The organism is Pseudomonas sp. Z1-29, assembly GCF_051131995.1.
Classification (GTDB): domain Bacteria; phylum Pseudomonadota; class Gammaproteobacteria; order Pseudomonadales; family Pseudomonadaceae; genus Aquipseudomonas.
Map to the genome: position 1 here is coordinate 2,882,853 of NZ_CP071645.1, position 18,008 is coordinate 2,900,860.

The 18,008-nt window shown below is 62.9% G+C and carries 13 protein-coding genes; 9 read left to right on the plus strand and 4 right to left on the minus strand.

The features are described 5' to 3' along the window. The first annotated feature begins 11 nt into the window (after nt 1–11). The 4 genes from J3P84_RS13190 to J3P84_RS13205 all read left to right on the plus strand — a co-directional run bounded on the left by J3P84_RS13190 (nt 12) and on the right by J3P84_RS13205 (nt 6,681). Nucleotides 12–1,661: a DUF1302 domain-containing protein gene (locus tag J3P84_RS13190; protein WP_434630867.1), complete on the plus strand. Its 1,650-nt coding sequence runs from the start codon at nt 12–14 to the stop codon at nt 1,659–1,661. A 15-nt stretch (nt 1,662–1,676) separates the two neighbouring features. Continuing rightward, nucleotides 1,677–3,038, plus strand: a complete 1,362-nt coding sequence (locus J3P84_RS13195) for a DUF1329 domain-containing protein (protein WP_305500892.1) — start codon at nt 1,677–1,679, stop codon at nt 3,036–3,038. Nucleotides 3,039–3,104: 66 nt separating this feature from the next. Then, nucleotides 3,105–4,208 (plus strand): WD40/YVTN/BNR-like repeat-containing protein, encoded by a 1,104-nt coding sequence (locus J3P84_RS13200; protein WP_434630870.1) that lies wholly within the window; start codon nt 3,105–3,107, stop codon nt 4,206–4,208. Nucleotides 4,209–4,260: 52 nt separating this feature from the next. Continuing rightward, complete coding sequence (locus J3P84_RS13205) at nt 4,261–6,681, plus strand: efflux RND transporter permease subunit (protein ID WP_434630873.1); 2,421 nt, start codon at nt 4,261–4,263, stop codon at nt 6,679–6,681. 164 nt (nt 6,682–6,845) lie between these two features. Here J3P84_RS13205 and mhpT read toward each other — a convergent pair whose 3' ends face one another. Further along, entirely contained in the window at nt 6,846–8,072 is a 1,227-nt protein-coding gene (mhpT, locus tag J3P84_RS13210; RefSeq protein ID WP_434574056.1) for a 3-(3-hydroxy-phenyl)propionate transporter MhpT, read from the minus strand. 310 nt (nt 8,073–8,382) lie between these two features. On the opposite strand from mhpT, the gene J3P84_RS13215 reads away from it, so the two are divergent. After that, nucleotides 8,383–9,690 carry an OprD family porin gene (locus J3P84_RS13215; RefSeq protein WP_434630876.1) on the plus strand — a complete coding sequence of 436 codons (1,308 nt, stop codon included), beginning with the start codon at nt 8,383–8,385 and terminating at the stop codon, nt 9,688–9,690. Nucleotides 9,691–9,870: 180 nt separating this feature from the next. On the opposite strand, the gene J3P84_RS13220 is transcribed toward J3P84_RS13215, so the two are convergent. Beyond that, nucleotides 9,871–10,359, minus strand: a complete 489-nt coding sequence (locus J3P84_RS13220) for a MarR family winged helix-turn-helix transcriptional regulator (RefSeq protein ID WP_434574059.1) — start codon at nt 10,357–10,359, stop codon at nt 9,871–9,873. Between the two features lie 214 nt (nt 10,360–10,573). Here J3P84_RS13220 and J3P84_RS13225 point away from each other — a divergent pair, with 214 nt between their 5' ends. The 4 genes from J3P84_RS13225 to J3P84_RS13240 all read left to right on the plus strand — a co-directional run bounded on the left by J3P84_RS13225 (nt 10,574) and on the right by J3P84_RS13240 (nt 15,837). Continuing rightward, nucleotides 10,574–11,404 (plus strand): p-hydroxycinnamoyl CoA hydratase/lyase, encoded by an 831-nt coding sequence (locus J3P84_RS13225; protein WP_305500902.1) that lies wholly within the window; start codon nt 10,574–10,576, stop codon nt 11,402–11,404. A gap of 105 nt (nt 11,405–11,509) precedes the next feature. Further along, nucleotides 11,510–12,958 (plus strand): aldehyde dehydrogenase, encoded by a 1,449-nt coding sequence (locus tag J3P84_RS13230; protein ID WP_434630879.1) that lies wholly within the window; start codon nt 11,510–11,512, stop codon nt 12,956–12,958. A gap of 144 nt (nt 12,959–13,102) precedes the next feature. Further along, complete coding sequence (locus tag J3P84_RS13235) at nt 13,103–14,974, plus strand: feruloyl-CoA synthase (protein ID WP_434630882.1); 1,872 nt, start codon at nt 13,103–13,105, stop codon at nt 14,972–14,974. 149 nt (nt 14,975–15,123) lie between these two features. Beyond that, a complete protein-coding gene (locus tag J3P84_RS13240; RefSeq protein ID WP_434630884.1) occupies nt 15,124–15,837 on the plus strand; it encodes a GntR family transcriptional regulator in 714 nt (237 codons plus the stop codon). Nucleotides 15,838–15,975: 138 nt separating this feature from the next. Here J3P84_RS13240 and J3P84_RS13245 read toward each other — a convergent pair whose 3' ends face one another. Both J3P84_RS13245 and J3P84_RS13250 read right to left on the minus strand, forming a co-directional pair. Further along, nucleotides 15,976–16,926 carry a PDR/VanB family oxidoreductase gene (locus J3P84_RS13245; RefSeq protein WP_434630887.1) on the minus strand — a complete coding sequence of 317 codons (951 nt, stop codon included), beginning with the start codon at nt 16,924–16,926 and terminating at the stop codon, nt 15,976–15,978. Further along, complete coding sequence (locus tag J3P84_RS13250; RefSeq protein ID WP_434630890.1) at nt 16,923–18,008, minus strand: Rieske 2Fe-2S domain-containing protein; 1,086 nt, start codon at nt 18,006–18,008, stop codon at nt 16,923–16,925. Before J3P84_RS13250 ends, J3P84_RS13245 begins: the two co-directional genes overlap by 4 nt.

Sequence of the window (18,008 nt, forward strand, 5' to 3'; positions counted from 1 at the left end):
GAGAGCACCCCATGGACAACCTCAAAGACAGCTTTGGTTTCAAGCATTGCGCGCTATTCCTGGCGCTTTGCAGCAGCGGTGTGATGGGCGAGAGGGCCGAGGCCATGCAAATGGACCTGGGTGACTCCGACTGGAAACTGCGCTGGGACAACACGATCAAGTACAGCCAGGCCTGGCGCCTGCACGGACAGGACAGCCGTCTGGTCAACGCGCCGACCGCCAATGGCCTGTACCCCTCGATCCAGAGCCAGGGCGACAAGAACTTCAGTCGCGGCCTGGTCTCCAACCGTCTCGACCTGTTTTCCGAAATGGACCTCAGCCGGCAAAACTACGGGCTGCGGGTTAGCGGCGCGGCCTGGTACGACGATATCTACAACCAGGACACCGACAGCAGCGAGCAGCCACATTTCCTCAGCGAAACCCGCGAGCTGCATGGACGCGACGCTGAGATTCTCGATGCCTTCGTGTTCCTGCGCGGAGACCTCGGGGATGACTCCCAAGGCGTGGCGCGTCTTGGACGCCACAGCCTGATCTACGGCGAAAGCCTGTTCTACGGCGGCAACGGCATTGCCAATGCCCAGGGGCCGACCGATGTGGTCAAGTTGCTCAGCGTGCCGGGCACACAGTTCAAGGAGATCCTGCGTCCGGTCAATCAGATTTCCGGGCAGTTGCAGATCAACCCGCAGCTGTCGGTGGGCGCCTACTATCAGTTCGAGTGGGAACGTTCCAACCTGCCCGGCGCCGGCAGCTACCTGAGCGACGCCGACGCCATCGGTTACGGCAGCGGTCCGCTGCGTGAGGTATTCGGCAACGACACGGTGAACGGCGGCGACCTGAAACCGCGCAATTCGGGGCAGGGCGGTATGCAGATCCGCTTCAAGCCGGCCGGCACAGAGCTGGAGCTGGGTTTCTACGCGGCCCAGTATCACGACAAGGTGCCGATCGGCTTGTATGCCTACCTGGACGGTCCGGCGGCTGCGGCCAGCGGACTGCCGATCCTCGGCTCCTATCGCCAGGTCTACGCCGAAGACATCAAGACCGCCGGCGTCAGCTTTTCTACCGCTTACGGTCCGTTCAACTTTGCCGGTGAATCGTCGGTGCGCTGGAACGCGCCGCTGGTGAGCAACCTGCAAGTAGTGACCCCCGGCATGCAGGCCGATGGTGGCGACGATGCGCTGTTCGCCCGAGGCAAGACCGCGCACGTCAATCTGTCGGCGATCTACCTGCTGTCGCCCACCGCTTTCTGGGACGGCGGCTCGGCCCTGGCCGAGCTGGCCTGGAACCGCACCCTGAGCGTGACCGAGAACGCTGCCGCGCTGGATTCCAATACCACCCGGGATGCCACCGCGTTGCGAGTATTGATGGAACCGGCGTACTTCCAGATCGTCGACGGGATCGACCTCACCGTGCCGATCGGCATGGGGATTGTGCTTGATGGACGTTCATCGGCGGTGAACAAATCCGGCTTCGGCAATACCCATTCCGGCGACTGGAGCGTCGGCCTCAAAGCCACCTACCTGCAGCGCTGGGATGTCGGCCTCAATTACGTGAACTTCTTCGGCGCACCCAAGGCCGGGCTGCGCGAGGACGGCAATTTCAGTTACGGCCAGTCGTTGGCCGACCGCGACTTCGTCTCGCTCTATGTGAAAACCTCATTCTAACAAGGTGGATTCGCCATGCAGAACCCAGCATTCCTGAACACCTGCGTCCTCGCCCTTGCCCTGGCCGGCATGAGCCTGGCGCAGGCGGCGGTATCGCCTGAGCAGGCCGCGCGCTTGAAAACCGATCTGACCCCCTTCGGTGGTGAGCGCGCCGGCAACGCCGATGGCAGCATCCCGGCCTGGCAGGGCGGTTACACCCAGGTCGCGCCCGGCTACAAACCGGGTGACAAGCGCCCCGATCCATTCGCCGGCGAGAAACCGCTGTACTCGATCAAGGCCTCGAACATGACGCAGTACGCCGGGCAACTGGCCGAGGGCACCCAGCTGCTGCTGAAGAAATACCCGGACTATCGCCTGGATGTGTACCCGACTCATCGCTCGGCCGCCGCGCCGCAATGGGTGTACGACAACACCAGCAAGAATGCCACGCGCGCCGCACTGGACGTGGACAGCGAAAAAGTCTCCAACGCCTATGGCGGCATCCCGTTCCCGATCCCTGAGAACGGTGCGCAGGTGCTGTGGAACTATCGGTTGTCCTGGCAGGGCGGCGACACCATCAGCTCGCCGTTCGATACCTGGCTGATGACCGCCGGTGGCAAGAAAGTCCAGGCGACCCGGGCCCAGTACACCTATCAGTTTCCCTACTACGTCGAAGGCGGCAGCCTGGAAAACTATTCGGGCAAGTACCTGCTGGGCAAGCTGTTCACCGAATTGCCCTCGTCCAAGGCCGGCGAGGGCCTGATGACCCATTGGGACCTGGACCCGGCCAATCGTGCGGCCTGGCAGTACCTGGTCGGTCAACGCCGGGTTCGTCGTGCACCGAACATTGCCTACGACACACCGGACTTCGTCACCTCCGGCGTCGGCCTGTTCGATGAGGCGTTCATGCTGTTCGGGCCCACCGATCGTTATGACCTCAAGCTGGTGGGCAAAAAAGAACTGATCGTCCCCTACAACAATAACCGCGCCGCGCTGGCCAAGAGCGACGAGCTGGTCAAGGTCGGTTTCCTCAATCCTGACCTGGTGCGCTGGGAGAAACATCGGGTCTGGGTCGTCGAGGCCACGCTCAAGTCCGGCAAGCGCCATGTCGTGCCGCGTCGCACCTACTACGTCGACGAAGACTCCTGGCAGATCCTGATGGCCGACGGTTATGACGCCCAGGGCAAGCTCGGTCGGCAGATGTATTCGCTGACGCTGCTGGCACCGGACCTGCCGGCCTTGACCGCACAGGTCATGTGGGGCAGCTACAACCTCGACACCGGGGCCTACTTCCTCAATTCGTCGAGCAACGACCTGACAGTCCAATACCAGAAGGTCGCGAAGCCTTCAGCGTCCTATTTCACGCCGGATGCCATGGCCAACGAAAACATGCGTTGAACCAGTGGTGGCCGTGACGAGGGAGTTCGGCGCGGCCACTGACGATTTTCCAGGCGGGATGACGATATGAACGTTGAAAAAATCTTCGCGAGCCGCGGTCCGCTATGGGCGGTTTGTGCCCTGGTGTGCTGCCTGTGGGCGAGCGTGCCTTGGGTCGCGCACGCCACGACCTTGGCCGTACTGCAGCAACCGGCGCTGCCCACGGCCAAGGCGCCACGCGCGGTATTGCTCGGGCTGGCCCGGGCCGGTGAGCGCCTGGTGGCGGTCGGTGAGCGCGGGATCGTGCTGCTTTCCGACGATGCCGGAATGAATTGGCGCCAGGCCAAGGTGCCGGTCAGCGTCAGCCTGACGGCGGTGCAATTTGTCGATGCCGAACAGGGCTGGGCGGTCGGTCATCTGGGCGTGGTACTGCACACCCGGGACGGCGGCGAAACCTGGGAAAAGCAACTCGATGGCGAGCGTGCGATCGCCCTCGCGATGCAGGTTGCAGAGCGCGATGCCGATGAGCCCGGCGGTGCCAGCCAGTTGACGCAGGCTCGGCATATGCTCGCCGACGGGCCGGATAAACCGCTCCTTGACCTGTATTTCGTTGATCGCCTGCACGGCTACGTCGTGGGGGCGTACAACCAGATCTACCGTACCGACGACGGCGGGCGTAGCTGGCAACCGTGGATGCGTCATGTCGACAACCCGCAGGGCTTGAACCTGTATGGCGTCCGCGGCGTGGGCAAGGACCTGCTGCTGGTGGGAGAGCGCGGCCTGCTGTTGCGTTCGAGCGATGGCGGACAGTCGTTCCACGCCTTGAAGTCACCGTATGAAGGCAGTTTTTTCGGCCTGCTTGGCACCCGCGACGGGGCCTTGATTGCCTACGGTCTGCGTGGCAATGCCTGGTGGTCGGACGATCGAGGCAACAGTTGGCGACGCCTTGAGACCGCTATCGAGTCGACGCTGGCGGCGGCGCTTGAGCTGCGCGACGGCAGCCTGTTGTTGGCCAGCCAGGGCGGTGAGTTTTTATTCAGCCATGACCAAGGCCGCAGCTTTGACAAGCGTCAGAGCCGCAGCGGTGGCACGGTTGCCGCCGTGCAACAGGCGGTCGATGGCAGCCTCGCCAGCGTCGGTTTGAGCGGCGTGGCCGCCGACCAGGATCCGCGAGGCTCCAGTAAACCTTGAAACTTCACGGTGTAGCGCTATCGGGCCACGGCTCGTGCAACAGGAGTCAAACTTGAAAGACGACAGAATCCAAACCGTGATCGGCCGCCAGGAAGACTTCGACCGGACGTCGGGCAATTTCGCCGAGCGGGCGATTTTCAACCATCGACCGCTGGTAATCCTGCTGTGCCTGCTGGTGACCCTGGTGCTGGGCTGGCAAGCCACGCGCATCGGTATCAATGCCAGTTACGAGAAGACCATTCCCACCGGGCATCCCTACGTCGCCAACTTCCTGGAGAATCGCAGTGAGTTGAGTGGCCTGGGCAATTCGCTGCGCATCGCCGTGGAGGTCAGGCAGGGCAGTATTTTCACCAAGGACTATCTCGATACTCTGGCCAGGCTCAATGATGAGCTCTATCTGCTACCGGGCGTCGACCGCCCCTATATGAAATCGTTATGGACCCCGACCACGCGCTGGACCGCCGTGACGGAGGAGGGGCTCGATGGCGGCACGGTGATCCCTGACGATTACGATGGCTCGGCCAGCAGCATCGAACAGGTGCGCACCAACGTCGGCCGTTCCGGTGAAGTCGGCCAGTTGATCGCCGGCAACTACAAGTCCAGTGTGATCTTCGTGCCGCTGCTGGAGATCAACCCGCAGACGGGCAAGGCGCTGGACTATGGTGAGTTTTCCCGGCAACTGGAGGCGTTGCGAAACAAGTACCAGACCGACGACCTGCGGATCCATATCACCGGCTTTACCAAGATCGTCGGCGACCTGATCGAGGGAATGACCCAGGTCCTGCTGTTTTTCGTGGTGGCGGTACTGGTGACGGTGATGGTGCTGTTCGGCTACACCCGTTGTGCGCGCAGCACCCTGGTGGTGGTGACCTGTTCGCTGGCCGCCGTGCTTTGGCAACTGGGGCTGCTGGCACTGCTCGGTTACGAGCTGGACCCATACTCGGCACTGGTGCCGTTCCTGGTGTTCGCCATCGGCATGAGCCACGGCGCGCAGAAGATGAACGGCATCATGCAGGACATCGGTCGGGGCACCCACCGGGTGGTTGCCGCGCGTTATACCTTCCGCCGGCTGTTCGCCGCCGGCATCACCGCCTTGCTCTGTGATGCGGTGGGCTTTGCGGTGTTGCTGCTGATCAACATCCGGGTGATCCAGGACCTGGCGGTCACCGCCAGCCTCGGGGTGGCGGTGCTGATCTTCACCAACCTGATCCTCTTGCCGATCCTGCTCAGCTACATCGGCGTCAGCCCGGCAGCGGCGCAACGCAGCCTGAGCGCGGAAACCACCGAACAGCAAGCGCAGATCAAACATCCGCTGTGGCGCGTGCTCGATCTGTTCACCCAGCGGCGCTGGGCCATTGGCGCCATGCTGGCTGGCTTGTTGTTGGCCGCGTCTGGTTTTGCCGTGAGCCTGCACCTGAAGATCGGCGACCTGGACCCCGGCGCTCCGGAACTGCGTGCCGACTCTCGCTACAACCGCGATGCGCTGTTCATGACGCAAAACTATGCGGCCAGCTCGGACATCTTCGTGGTCATGATCAAGACCCCGGAGGATCAGTGCACCCGTTACGCCAGCCTGTCCGCGGTCGACGCGCTGGCCTGGCAACTGGAGCAATTGCCCGGCGTGGAATCGACCACCTCGATGGCGGCGCTGAGCAAGATCGCCACGGCCGGGTATAACGAGGGCAATTTCAAATGGTATGAACTGATACCCAACGACGGCGCGCTGGGCGCCGTGCAAACCCGCGCGCCACGAGAGCTGTTCAACCAGGGCTGCTCGATGCTGTCGCTGTACGTCTACCTGGCCGATCACAAGGCTGACACCTTGAACCGCGTGGTGGAGGCCAGCGAGCAGTTCATCGCCGGACATCAGCTGCCAGAGGTCAAGTTCATGCTGGCAGCCGGCAGTGCGGGGATTGAAGCGGCGACCAATATCGTCGTGAAGAAATCCATGCGCGAGATGCTCTTCTGGGTCTACGGCGCGGTCAGCCTGTTATGCCTGCTGACGTTCCGCAGCTGGCGCGCCACCCTCTGCGCGATGCTGCCGCTGATGCTCACCTCGATTCTGTGCGAGGCGCTGATGGTGGGGCTGGGCATGGGCGTGAAAGTCGCGACGCTGCCGGTCATCGCCCTGGGCGTGGGCATCGGCGTCGATTACGCGCTCTATGTGCTCAGCGTGATCCTGGCGCGCATGCGTGCCGGCGACACCCTCGCCCAGGCGTACTACCAGGCGCTGTTGTTCACCGGCAAAGTGGTATTGCTGACGGGCATGACATTGGCGGTGGCGGTGTCGACCTGGGCTTTTTCACCGATCAAGTTCCAGGCCGACATGGGGATCTTGCTGGCCTTCATGTTCCTGGTGAACATGCTTGGCGCCCTGATCCTGCTGCCGGCCCTGGCATGGTGGCTGTTGCCGCGGAAGGTGTTTGAAAAGAAGCCTGAACTGAGCCGGCGGGAGCGCTGGGTGAGGGGCTGAAACGGTGATCCTGTGGGAGCGAGCCTGCTCGCGAAAGCGGAGCGTCAGTCGGTGAACAGGCTGAGCGTGCAGGCCCTTTCGCGAGCAGGCTCGCTCCCACAAGGGAACTTGGGGCAGACCTTTGTCATGACCACCGAAAGTCCGATGTGGGAGCAATAGCCCCGTCAGGATTTCTGCGCCACCGGCTCTGCCGTGCCCAACCGTGGCCCGGCCGAACGGCGGATCACGCTGAGGATGGCCAACGTCGCCACCACCAATCCAGGGGAAGTCGCCAGCAGTACCGCAGTGGTCCCGCCGCCAGCCGCGAGGATCTGGCCGGCGGCCAAAGGCCCGGCCACCGAGCCCAGGCGCCCGATGGCAACGGCTGCGCCGACGCCGGTTGCGCGCACCGCCGTAGGGTAGGAGGGCGGCGCCGAGGCATAAAGCACCAGTTGCGCCGCCATGACAAACAGCCCGGCGGCAAACCCGGCGATGCCCATCGGCATGATGCCCACCGACAAACCGACCCCGGCCAGGGCGCTCAGCAGGCCGGCATAGACAAACAGCACTACCTTGACGGCGTTGAAACGGTCCAGCAACAAACCACCGATCAACGATCCCAGGGCCCCGCCGATGTTGAACAGCATCTGCACCAGGCCGGCCTGGGGTTTGCTGAAACCTTGTTCCACCAGCAAAGAAGGCAGCCAGTTGAGCAGCATGTACATCACCGTCAGGGTGAAGAAATAACTCAACCAGAGGCCCAGCGTTGTCAGCCCCCGGCCTTCGCCGAACAGCGCCTGACCGGTCGAACCACGGACCTCGCCCGCGACGTGTCGTATCTGCTTGAAAGCACTGGACTCCGGCAGCCACAGCAGCATCAACGGCACCACCAGCAAGGGCGCCAGGCCACCGATGAAGAACGTCATCTGCCAGTGCTCGCCAAAGGTCATGGCGACCACTGCCGCCAGCGCGCCACCCAGCGGAACCCCGGCGTACATGACACTGATGGCGGTACCACGGCGTTGTTCGCCCACGGCTTCAGCGCACAGGGCGATGAGGTTGGGCAGGGCGGCGCCCAGTCCCAGGCCGGTCATGAAGCGCACCAGCAGCAGGCTGGAGAATTGCTCGACAAACGCGGTGCCGAGGGAAAACACGCCGAACAGCAGGACAGCGGCAATCAGGATTTTCTTGCGGCCGATGCGATCGGCAATCCAGCCGCCGAAAAACGCACCTGGCAGCAGGCCGATGATCCCCGCGCTGAAGACCCAGCCCATCATCTTCGGGTCCAGGGCGAAGGTCTGTCGCAAGCCGGCAGCGGCGGTGCCGGCCGATTGAAGATCAAAGCCTTCGATCAGCGCGACGATGAAACACAGGGCAATGGTCAACGTCGCACGACGCGGCGGATGGTTCATGGCGAATCCTCTTATTGTTTTTGTCGGGACTGCGGCTCGGAGGGACGCCGCAGCGCGGGATTAAGATTAACAAAGCTAACTAAAAAATGAATCGCGAGGAGCTAACTCGCGAAATCTTTGGTTTCTCTTGGAAATTCAGCAAGTTGACACCTACAGGAGAAACAGTCGTCATATTGGTTAATTATATTAACGTTCGATTATCGGACATTGCCGATTGACGAAGTACCGGGCCGTTTCCATTCTCTGTCCGCACAGCCCTCCACTCGGGGCTGCCTCGATAGAAAACAACAACAAAAAGCGGACATCGAACATGCCAGATATCATCCGGGACGCCCAGGCGGCGATCCCTGTTTCACCGCTCGTTCACTGGTTGGCAGGAACCGGGCTGAGTCTTCTTTGCAGCGTGGCGCTGGCCGAAGACTTCATCGACGACAGCCACGGCACGTTGACCCTGCGAAATTACTACATGGATCGCGATTACAAGGACGACGGCGCCAAGACTGCGGCCCGGGAGTGGGCCCAAGGCGTGTTCATGAACGTCGAGTCGGGATTCACCCCGGGTACGCTCGGATTTGGCCTGGATGTGAGGGGGCTGCTGGGCATCAAGCTCGACTCCTCGCCGGACCGCAGCGGCACCGAACTGTTGCCGGTGTCGAGTAGCGACAAGCGCGCGGCGGATGAGTATTCGCGGCTGGGCGTGACCGGCAAGTTGCGTTTCGGCCAAACCACGGTAAAGACCGGCGATGTCTCGATTTTCCTGCCGTTTGCCTTCGCCAGTCCATCGCGGCTATTGCCGCAGACCTTTCGCGGGACAACCCTGAGCTCCAAGGACGTCGACGGATTGACGCTGAACACCGGTTACATCGATCGCATCGCCCGGCGCGATTCCACCGATTACCAGCCGATGAGCATCGCCTCGCCCAATCGTCGTTTCAACGGCGCGGCGACCTCGTCTCACATGGCGTACGTGGGAGGCGATTATCAGGTCAACAAGGATCTCGACCTGCGCATCTACCACGCCGAAGTTGCCGATCTGTACCAGCAGAATACCTTCGCCTTGCTGCATAACCTGCCATTGGGTGATGGAGTGCTGACCACCGATCTACGGAGTTTTTTCAGCAGCGAGGAGGGTGCCGCCAAGGCTGGCAAGGTGGATAACCGCAACGTCTCGGCGTTGGTCGGTTATCGCCTGGGCGGGCATCGCGTCAGCCTGGGCTACATGCATTCGAGCGGCGATACGGCAACACCGTACGTGTCGGGCACCGAGCTGATGGGTTTGAGCGAAATGACCATGAGTTCGGACTTTCTCAATGCCAAGGAGCGCACCTGGCAAGCGATCCACGATTATGACTTCGCCGCCGTTGGCGTGCCTGGCTTGCGGACCCGGTTGCGTTACGTGCGTGGCGACCATATCGAGCTGGCGGCCCTCAATGCCGAGGATCGCAAGGAGCGTGAGTTCCAGATGGAGTTGGGTTATGTGATCCAGAGCGGCCCGCTGAAAAACGTCGGGCTGCTGGCGCGCAAGTCGATCTACCGAAACGACTTCCCGGGAACGGCGGCGTTTCGCGATGAAAACCAGACCCGGTTCCTGGTGACGTACAGCGTGCCGATCTGGTGATGTAAGGCGGCGATGTTCAGCTGTTGTGGCGAGGGGATTTATCCCCGCTGGGCTGCGCAGCAGCCCCCTTCTATCTGCCGCCTTGATCCGCCTGGTCGATCGAGGCGTCCAAGGGGGAGGGACTGCTGCGCAGTCCAGCGGGGATAAATCCCCTCGCCACAGAGATAACCGCGAGGTTCCCTACTGATAAACCTTCTTCAGCAACCGCAGCAGTTCCTCGCGCTCGGCACCATTGAGGGCGGCGGTGGAGTCCAGGTCGCTCTGGGCGGCGATCTGCTTGAGCTCCTTGAGTAGGGTTTCGCCGGTCTTGCTCAGGAAAATCCCGTAGGAGCGCTTGTCCGGCTTGCAGCGCACCCGTACGGCCAGGGCGCGGCTTTCCAGTTTGTTCAACAAGGGCACCACTTGCGGTGGCTCGATGGCCAGCGCCTTGGCCAGATCGGCCTGCATCAGGCCGGGGTTCTGGTCGATGATCGCCAGGGCCGAGAACTGGGCCGGTCGCAAGTCGTGGACCGCGAGACGGCTGATCAGGTTCTGGAACAGTTTCAACTGCGCACGACGCAAGGCGTAACCGATCAGGTCATCCAGCGCGGAATCCAGCGGCGCCTGCGTGTCGGTACCGTCGGCCAGGGGCGCGGCGGCGGCTTCGGCAAGCTTGGAAGACTTGGCCATCGAAAGGTGCATCCTCAAGGTCAGTGATTAACAAGGCTATCCAGTTTGCCGGGGTTGCCGCTCGGTGGCTACGGTCGCTGGTATTTTTTGTTCTCCGGCGTTGCATCCAGGCCGCCAGGAAAATACAGATAAATCGATTAATAGTTAATTGACATAACTAATATTCAAGGTTAGTTTTTCTCCATCTTCAGCCAAGAACAAGAGAGCACGCGCCATGAGCAATTACGAAGGTCGCTGGACAACGGTCAAGGTCGACATCGAGGAAGGCATCGCCTGGGTAACCCTCAATCGCCCGGAAAAACGCAACGCCATGAGCCCGACCCTCAACCGCGAGATGATCGATGTGCTGGAGACCCTGGAACAGGATCCCGCCGCTGGCGTGCTGGTGCTGACCGGTGCGGGGGAGGCCTGGACCGCCGGCATGGACCTCAAGGAATATTTCCGCGAAGTGGATGCCGGGCCGGAAATCCTCCAGGAAAAAATCCGTCGCGAAGCCTCGCAATGGCAATGGAAACTGCTGCGCATGTACGCCAAGCCGACCATTGCCATGGTCAACGGCTGGTGCTTCGGCGGCGGCTTCAGCCCGCTGGTGGCGTGCGACCTGGCGATCTGCGCCGACGAAGCCACCTTCGGCCTTTCGGAAATCAACTGGGGCATCCCGCCCGGCAACCTCGTGAGCAAAGCCATGGCCGATACCGTGGGCCATCGCCAATCCCTGTACTACATCATGACCGGCAAGACCTTCGGCGGGAAAAAAGCCGCGGAGATGGGCCTGGTCAATGAAAGCGTACCCCTGGCACAGCTGCGTGAGGTCACCGTGGAGCTGGCGCGCAACCTGCTGGAGAAAAACCCGGTGGTGCTGCGCGCGGCCAAGCATGGTTTCAAGCGTTGCCGCGAGCTGACCTGGGAGCAGAACGAGGACTACCTCTACGCCAAGCTGGACCAGTCGCGCCTGCTCGACACCGAGGGCGGCCGCGAGCAGGGCATGAAGCAGTTCCTGGACGACAAGAGCATCAAGCCGGGCCTGCAAACCTACAAACGCTGAGACGACAGCGCGGCGGGCGCCATCGTGGGCCCGCAGGTTGTTCGTCCAAGGCCCTCGGCGCTACTGTGAACGTGTTCCCGATAAAGACAATAAAGAGGAATCACCATGCTGGACGTGCCCCTGTTGATTGGCGGCCAGTCGTGCCCGGCCCGCGATGGCCGGACCTTCGAGCGCTGCAACCCGGTGACCGGTGAAGTGGTGTCCCGCGTGGCCGCCGCCACGCTGGAAGATGCCGACGCCGCCGTGGCCGCCGCACACGCTGCCTTCCCGGCCTGGGCCGCGCTGGCGCCCAACGAGCGTCGCACCCGTCTGTTGCGCGCGGCCGAGCAGTTGCAGGCGCGCAGCGGCGAATTTATTGCCGCCGCTGGCGAAACCGGCGCCATGGCCAACTGGTACGGCTTCAATGTGCATCTGGCTGCAAACATGCTCCGCGAAGCCGCCTCCATGACCACGCAAATCAATGGCGAAGTCATCCCTTCGGACGTGCCCGGCAGTTTCGCCATGGCCTTGCGTCAGCCGTGTGGCGTGGTGTTGGGCATCGCGCCGTGGAACGCCCCGGTCATTCTCGCCACCCGCGCAATCGCCATGCCCCTGGCGTGCGGCAACACTGTGGTACTCAAGGCCTCGGAAGTCAGCCCGGCCGTGCACCACCTGATCGGCCAGGTGCTGCAGGACGCCGGTCTGGGCGATGGCGTGGTCAATGTCATCTGCAATGCGCCCACGGATGCGCCGGCCATTGTCGAGCGCCTGATCGCCAACCCGGCGGTACGGCGGGTCAACTTCACGGGCTCGACCCACGTCGGCCGCATCGTCGGCGAACTGTCGGCGCGTCATCTCAAGCCGGCATTGCTGGAGCTGGGCGGCAAGGCACCGCTGCTGGTGCTCGATGACGCCGATCTTGACGCAGCGGTGCAGGCGGCGGCGTTTGGGGCCTACTTCAACCAGGGCCAGATCTGCATGTCCACCGAGCGCCTGATCGTAGACGCGAGCGTGGCCGATGCCTTTGTCGCCCGACTGACCGCGAAGATTGCGACCCTGCGCGCCGGCGATCCTGCCGCGGGTGATTCGGTGCTGGGCTCGCTGGTGGACACCAGCGCCGGACTGCGCATCAAAGGCCTGATCGACGATGCCCTGGCCAAAGGCGCCAGACTAGTCGCCGGCGGCCAACTGGACGGCAGCATCCTCCAACCGACCTTGCTCGACGGGGTCACCCCGGACATGCGCCTGTACCACGAAGAGTCCTTCGGACCGGTGGCGGTGTTGCTGCGCGGCGACGGTGACGAAGCGTTGCTGCGCCTGGCCAACGATTCCGAGTTCGGCCTGTCGGCGGCGATCTTCAGCCGCGATACCAGCCGCGCCCTGGCGCTGGCCCAACGAATCGAATCCGGCATCTGCCACATCAATGGCCCGACCGTGCACGACGAGGCGCAAATGCCCTTCGGCGGGGTCAAGTCCAGCGGCTACGGCAGCTTTGGCGGCAAGGCCGCCATCGAGCATTTCACCCAGTTGCGCTGGGTGACGATGCAGAACGGCCCACGGCATTACCCGATCTGAAAATCCGTCGCATCGCCGGCGATGGGCCGCCCGAGCCATCGCCCGATGCAGGCCAGACATGACAATCACAAGGCCGCAGCCAGACGCTGCCACGCTCCGCTCGCGTCAAGCGACCCGAGTGTGCCTTGATGGAGGAGATGCACCGTGAGTTCCGAGTTCAGATCATCCTCCCGGCCCGAACCTGCGCGCTATCGCCAGGTGTCGATCGGGCATCCAGCCGTTGAAGTGAAGGAAGAGCAGGGCATCCTGCAGATGCGCTCCCTGGAGCCCTTGGCGCCGTTGCCGTCGCGCCTGCTCGATCGCCTGGTGCACTGGGCCCGGGTGCGACCGGACCAGACGTTCATTGCCGCTCGCGAAAACCAAGGCGATTGGCGTCACGTCAGCTATGCGGAAATGCTCGACAGCGTGCGGGCCATTGCCCAAGGCCTGCTTCGTTATGGCCTGTCGGCCGAAAAACCCCTGGCGCTGCTCTCGGGTAACGACATCGAGCATTTGCAAATGGCCTTGGGCGCGATGTACGCCGGGATTCCCTATTGCCCGGTGTCGCCGGCCTATTCGTTGCTGTCCCAGGATTTCGCCAAGTTGCGGCACGTCTGCGACCTGTTGCAGCCGGGGCTGATATTTGTCAGCGAGGCCGCGCCGTTCGAGCGCGCGATCAATGCGGTATTGCCTATGGATATCCCCCTGGTCAGCGTGCGCGGAGAAATACCCGGCCGCGCCAGGACAAGCTTCGCCAGCCTGCTGGCGCAGCCGGGCGGCAGCGAGGCCGAGCGGGCTTTCACCGCCACCGGCCCGGACAGCATCGCCAAGTTCCTGTTCACCTCCGGCTCCACCAAGCTGCCGAAGGCGGTGATCACCACCCAACGCATGCTTTGCGCCAACCAGCAGATGCTCTTGCAGACCTTCCCGGTGTTTGGCGAGGAACCACCAGTGCTGGTGGATTGGCTGCCCTGGAACCATACGTTTGGTGGCAGCCATAACGTCGGCATCGTGCTGTACAACGGCGGCACCTTCTATCTGGACGATGGCAAGCCCACCGTCCAGGGCTTCGCCGAAACCTTGCGCAATCTCAAGGAAATTTCCCCAACCGCTTACCTGACCGTGCCCAAGGGCTGGGAAGAATTGGTCAGCGCGCTGGAACAGGACGCTGAGTTGCGCGAGCGCTTCTTCAAACGCATCAGTTTGTTCTTCTTCGCCGCGGCGGGGCTTTCGCAGAGCACCTGGGATCGCCTCGACAAGGTGGCCGAGCAGCATTGCGGCGAGCGCATCCGCATGATGGCCGGCCTGGGCATGACCGAAGCGTCGCCGTCCTGCACCTTCACCACCGGGCCGCTGTCCATGGCCGGCTACATCGGCTTGCCGGCGCCAGGTTGCGAAGTGCGGATGGTGCCGGTGGACGGCAAGTTCGAAGGGCGCTTTCGCGGGCCGCACATCATGCCCGGCTACTGGCGTTCGCCGCAGCAGACCGCCGAGGTATTCGACGAGGCCGGTTTCTATTGTTCGGGCGACGCCATCAAGCTGGCCGATGCCGCCAACCCGCAGTTGGGGCTGATGTTCGACGGGCGCATCGCCGAAGACTTCAAATTGTCCTCCGGCGTGTTCGTCAGCGTCGGGCCGTTGCGCAACCGCGCGGTGCTGGAGGGCACGCCGTACGTCCAGGACCTGGTGGTGACGGCGCCGGACCGCCCGCACCTGGGCGCGCTGGTATTCCCGCGCCTGCATGACTGCCGGCGCCTCTCGGGCCTGGCGCAGGACGCCAGCGACGCCGAGGTCCTGGCCAGCCCGCCGGTGCGCCAGTGGTTTGCCGACTGGTTGCAGCGCCTGAACCGCGAAGCCAACGGCAACGCCAGTCGTGTGGAGTGGATCGCACTGCTCGACGAACCCGCTTCCATCGACCGTGGCGAAATCACCGACAAGGGCTCGATCAACCAGCGCGCCGTGTTGCAATGGCGCGCGGCGAAGGTCGAGGCGCTGTATCGGGGAGAAGACCCAACGGTCCTGCGCGCTGGCAATTAACACCAAACCCTGTGGGAGCGAGCCTGCTCGCGAATGCGGTGTATCAGCGAGAATTGGATATTGCTGAACCACCGCTTTCGCGAGCAGGCTCGCTCCCACATTTGATTGCAATTACTATGGCGGCTCTCTCTTCTCTGGAAATCACTTGGATGAGCAAGCCCGGCCAAACGGTGCTGGTTGCGTTGCGTCGGATGATCGCCTCCGGCGAGCTGGCGGCCGGCGAGCGGCTGATGGAAATTCCCACGGCGCAGTTGTTCGGCGTCTCGCGGATGCCGGTGCGCATGGCGTTTCGCACCCTGGAGCAGGAAGGGCTGCTGGTGCGTTTTGGCGGGCGGGGTTTCCAGGTGCGCTCGGTCAGCGCCGAGGAGATTGCCGGGGCGGTGGAAGTTCGTGGGGTGCTGGAGGGCCTGGCTGCCCGGCAAACCGCCGAACGCGGTTTGTCCGAGGAGGCTCGCCGGGCGCTTGAGCAGTGCCTGGTCGATGGCGACGAACTGTTCGCCAAAGGTTATGTGACCGAAGAGGACCTGGAGGTCTATCACGACCTCAACATGCGTTTTCACCAGGTAATCGTCGAGGGCAGCCACAACCCGGCCATCGCCGACGCCCTGGCGCGCAACGATCATTTGCCGTTCGCCTCGGTCACGGCCCTGGCGGTCGACCGCCAGAACATGGCCGGCGAATACCGGCGCTTCAACTACGCCCACATGCAGCATCATTCGGTGTTCGATGCGCTGGTCAATCGCCAGGGCGCCCGGGCCGAGGCGATCATGCGCGAGCACGCCAACGCGACCCTGCGCTACGCCGAGGTGTTTGGCTCGACGCTGGCGGATGAGCGGATGAAAGTGATCCTTAGAACTGAATGACCTTTTTATTGTGGGAGCGAGCCTGCTCGCGAAAGCGCTAGTCAGAAACATAAATATTTTCTGACAGACCGCTTTCGCGAGCAGGCTCGCTCCCACAGGGTATTAGGGTGTTTTAGAGACCCCGCATAGGATTGGTACTCAGAGATCCAGCACCAACAACGGTGTCCTCGACCTCGAACAGCACGGCGTGAACTGGTCGTTGCAGGCTTGCTCGGCTTCGGTCAGGAACATGTCCCGATGGTCCGGCACGCCTTCCAGCACGCGGGTCAGGCAGGTGCCGCAGACGCCTTGCTCGCAGGAAATCGGAACCTCGATGCCGTGGCTTTCCAACACCTGGACCACGCTGCGGTCCGCCGGCACCTCGAAAACCTGGCCGCTGCTGGCAAGCTTCACCGAGAAGCGGCCATCGCCTGTGGTGTCGATCGGCGCCGCGGCGAAGTATTCCCGGTGCAGATTGGCTTCCTGCCAGCCCTGGGCCTTGGCGGTGTCGAGGATGTGCTGCATGAACCCGCCAGGACCACAGACATACAAGTGCAGGTCGGCGCTGGGCGAAGCCAGTACCCGAACGGCATCCAGTGCCGTGGCGGGTTCTTCATCGAAATGCAGGAATACCCGGTCGGCGTAAGGCGACTGCTCCAGGCGTTGGACAAAAGCGGCGCGGTCCCGGGACCGGGCACAGTAGTGCAATGCGAACGCGGCGCCGCTCTGGGCGAGGTGCTCGGCCATGCACAGGATCGGCGTGATGCCGATGCCGCCGGCGAACAGCAGGCTGCCCTGGGCCGCAGGGGCCAGGGCAAACAGGTTGCGCGGTTCGCTGATCAGCAGCCGTGCGCCCGGCTGGATTTGTTCATGCAGGCTGCGTGAGCCACCTCGTGACGAGGGATCCCTGAGCACGCCGATGAGGTAGCGATGCCGTTCCTCCGGGTGGTTGCACAGCGAGTACTGGCGAACCAGCCCATCGGGCAAATGCACGTCGATATGGGCGCCGGCGGTAAACGCCGGCAATGGCTGACCGTCGATGCTGGTCAGCTCGTAGCTGCAGATGTCCGGGGTTTCAATAGTGCGTGCCGCGACCTGGACTTCGATCATGGCCGTTGCTCCGCGTGTTGCGGCTGCCGGGTACTGGCGATCAGGGCGGCCTGTTGCTCACGCTCGCGGGCGATCCAGCGTTCCAGTACCCGACGCGACTGCACGCCGCCGGCATCAATGTTGAGCTTGAGCAGATTGCGTTGCGGATGGTCCAGCAGGTTGCGCTGCTGGCGTTCGAGCATCTCCAGGTCTTCGCTGAAGATCTTGCCCTGGCCCTCGCGAATACTCGCGGTCAGCGCTTCGTCCTGAGGCTGGAAGTGGCGGGCCATGCCCCAGAAGTACCAGATGGAGGTCTCGGTTTCCGGCGTGATGAAATCAACGACGATGCTCGACGCCTTGCATTGCGGCGCGGCGTGATAGCCACCGTGGCCGGCATGGGCCACGCCGACTTCGATCATTACGTGGCTGGGCGGGGTGAATCGGCAGATCTGCCAGCGATCCACCGGTACGTCGTCGGCCAGGTTGTTGCCGCGCAGCGCCATGCGCCAGAAGGGCGGAGCCATGATATTTTCCATGTGGCGGGCGGTGACCACCTCGTCGCCTTCGACCGTGGTCACTGGCGGTGCCTCATCGATTTCCTTCTGGCCGATGCTCGAGGCATGCACGTAGGTTTCGTGGGTCAGGTCCATCAGGTTGTCGATCATCAGGCGATAGTCGCACTGGATATGGAAGAGCCCGCCGCCATACGCCCATTCCTGATTCTCCGCCCATTCCAGAGGGTGGATCAGCGAGGGGTCGGCCAATGCCTGCTCACCCGGCCAGACCCAGATAAACCCGTAGCGCTCCTGCACGGCAAAGGTCTTGTTGCAAGGAAATCCCCGAACCCGTTGCCCGGGCATCTCGACAGTCTTGCCGTCGTCCCCCATGACCAGCCCATGGTAGCCACACACCAAGTTGCCATTCTCGACATAACCGAGCGAGAGCGGTGCGCCTCGATGGGGACAGAAGTCCTCGACGGCGGCGACTTTGCCGGCTTGCCCGCGGTAGAAAACCATTTTCTCGCCACAGATCTGTCGGCCCAGCGGCTTGTCGGCAATCTCGTCCGGGGTGCAGGCAACGTACCAGGCGTTCTTGGGGTACAT

Bases quoted from the DNA above. Each gene is read 5' to 3' on its own strand.
- J3P84_RS13200 (WP_434630870.1), top strand. From the start codon at position 3,105: ATGAACGTTGAAAAAATCTTCGCGAGCCGCGGTCCGCTATGGGCGGTT.
- J3P84_RS13195 (WP_305500892.1), top strand. From the start codon at position 1,677: ATGCAGAACCCAGCATTCCTGAACACCTGCGTCCTCGCCCTTGCCCTG.
- mhpT (WP_434574056.1), bottom strand. From the start codon at position 8,072: ATGAACCATCCGCCGCGTCGTGCGACGTTGACCATTGCCCTGTGTTTC.
- J3P84_RS13245 (WP_434630887.1), bottom strand. From the start codon at position 16,926: ATGATCGAAGTCCAGGTCGCGGCACGCACTATTGAAACCCCGGACATC.
- J3P84_RS13220 (WP_434574059.1), bottom strand. From the start codon at position 10,359: ATGGCCAAGTCTTCCAAGCTTGCCGAAGCCGCCGCCGCGCCCCTGGCC.
- J3P84_RS13240 (WP_434630884.1), top strand. From the start codon at position 15,124: ATGAGCAAGCCCGGCCAAACGGTGCTGGTTGCGTTGCGTCGGATGATC.
- J3P84_RS13250 (WP_434630890.1), bottom strand. From the start codon at position 18,008: ATGTACCCCAAGAACGCCTGGTACGTTGCCTGCACCCCGGACGAGATT.
- J3P84_RS13230 (WP_434630879.1), top strand. From the start codon at position 11,510: ATGCTGGACGTGCCCCTGTTGATTGGCGGCCAGTCGTGCCCGGCCCGC.
- J3P84_RS13190 (WP_434630867.1), top strand. From the start codon at position 12: ATGGACAACCTCAAAGACAGCTTTGGTTTCAAGCATTGCGCGCTATTC.
- J3P84_RS13215 (WP_434630876.1), top strand. From the start codon at position 8,383: ATGCCAGATATCATCCGGGACGCCCAGGCGGCGATCCCTGTTTCACCG.
- J3P84_RS13225 (WP_305500902.1), top strand. From the start codon at position 10,574: ATGAGCAATTACGAAGGTCGCTGGACAACGGTCAAGGTCGACATCGAG.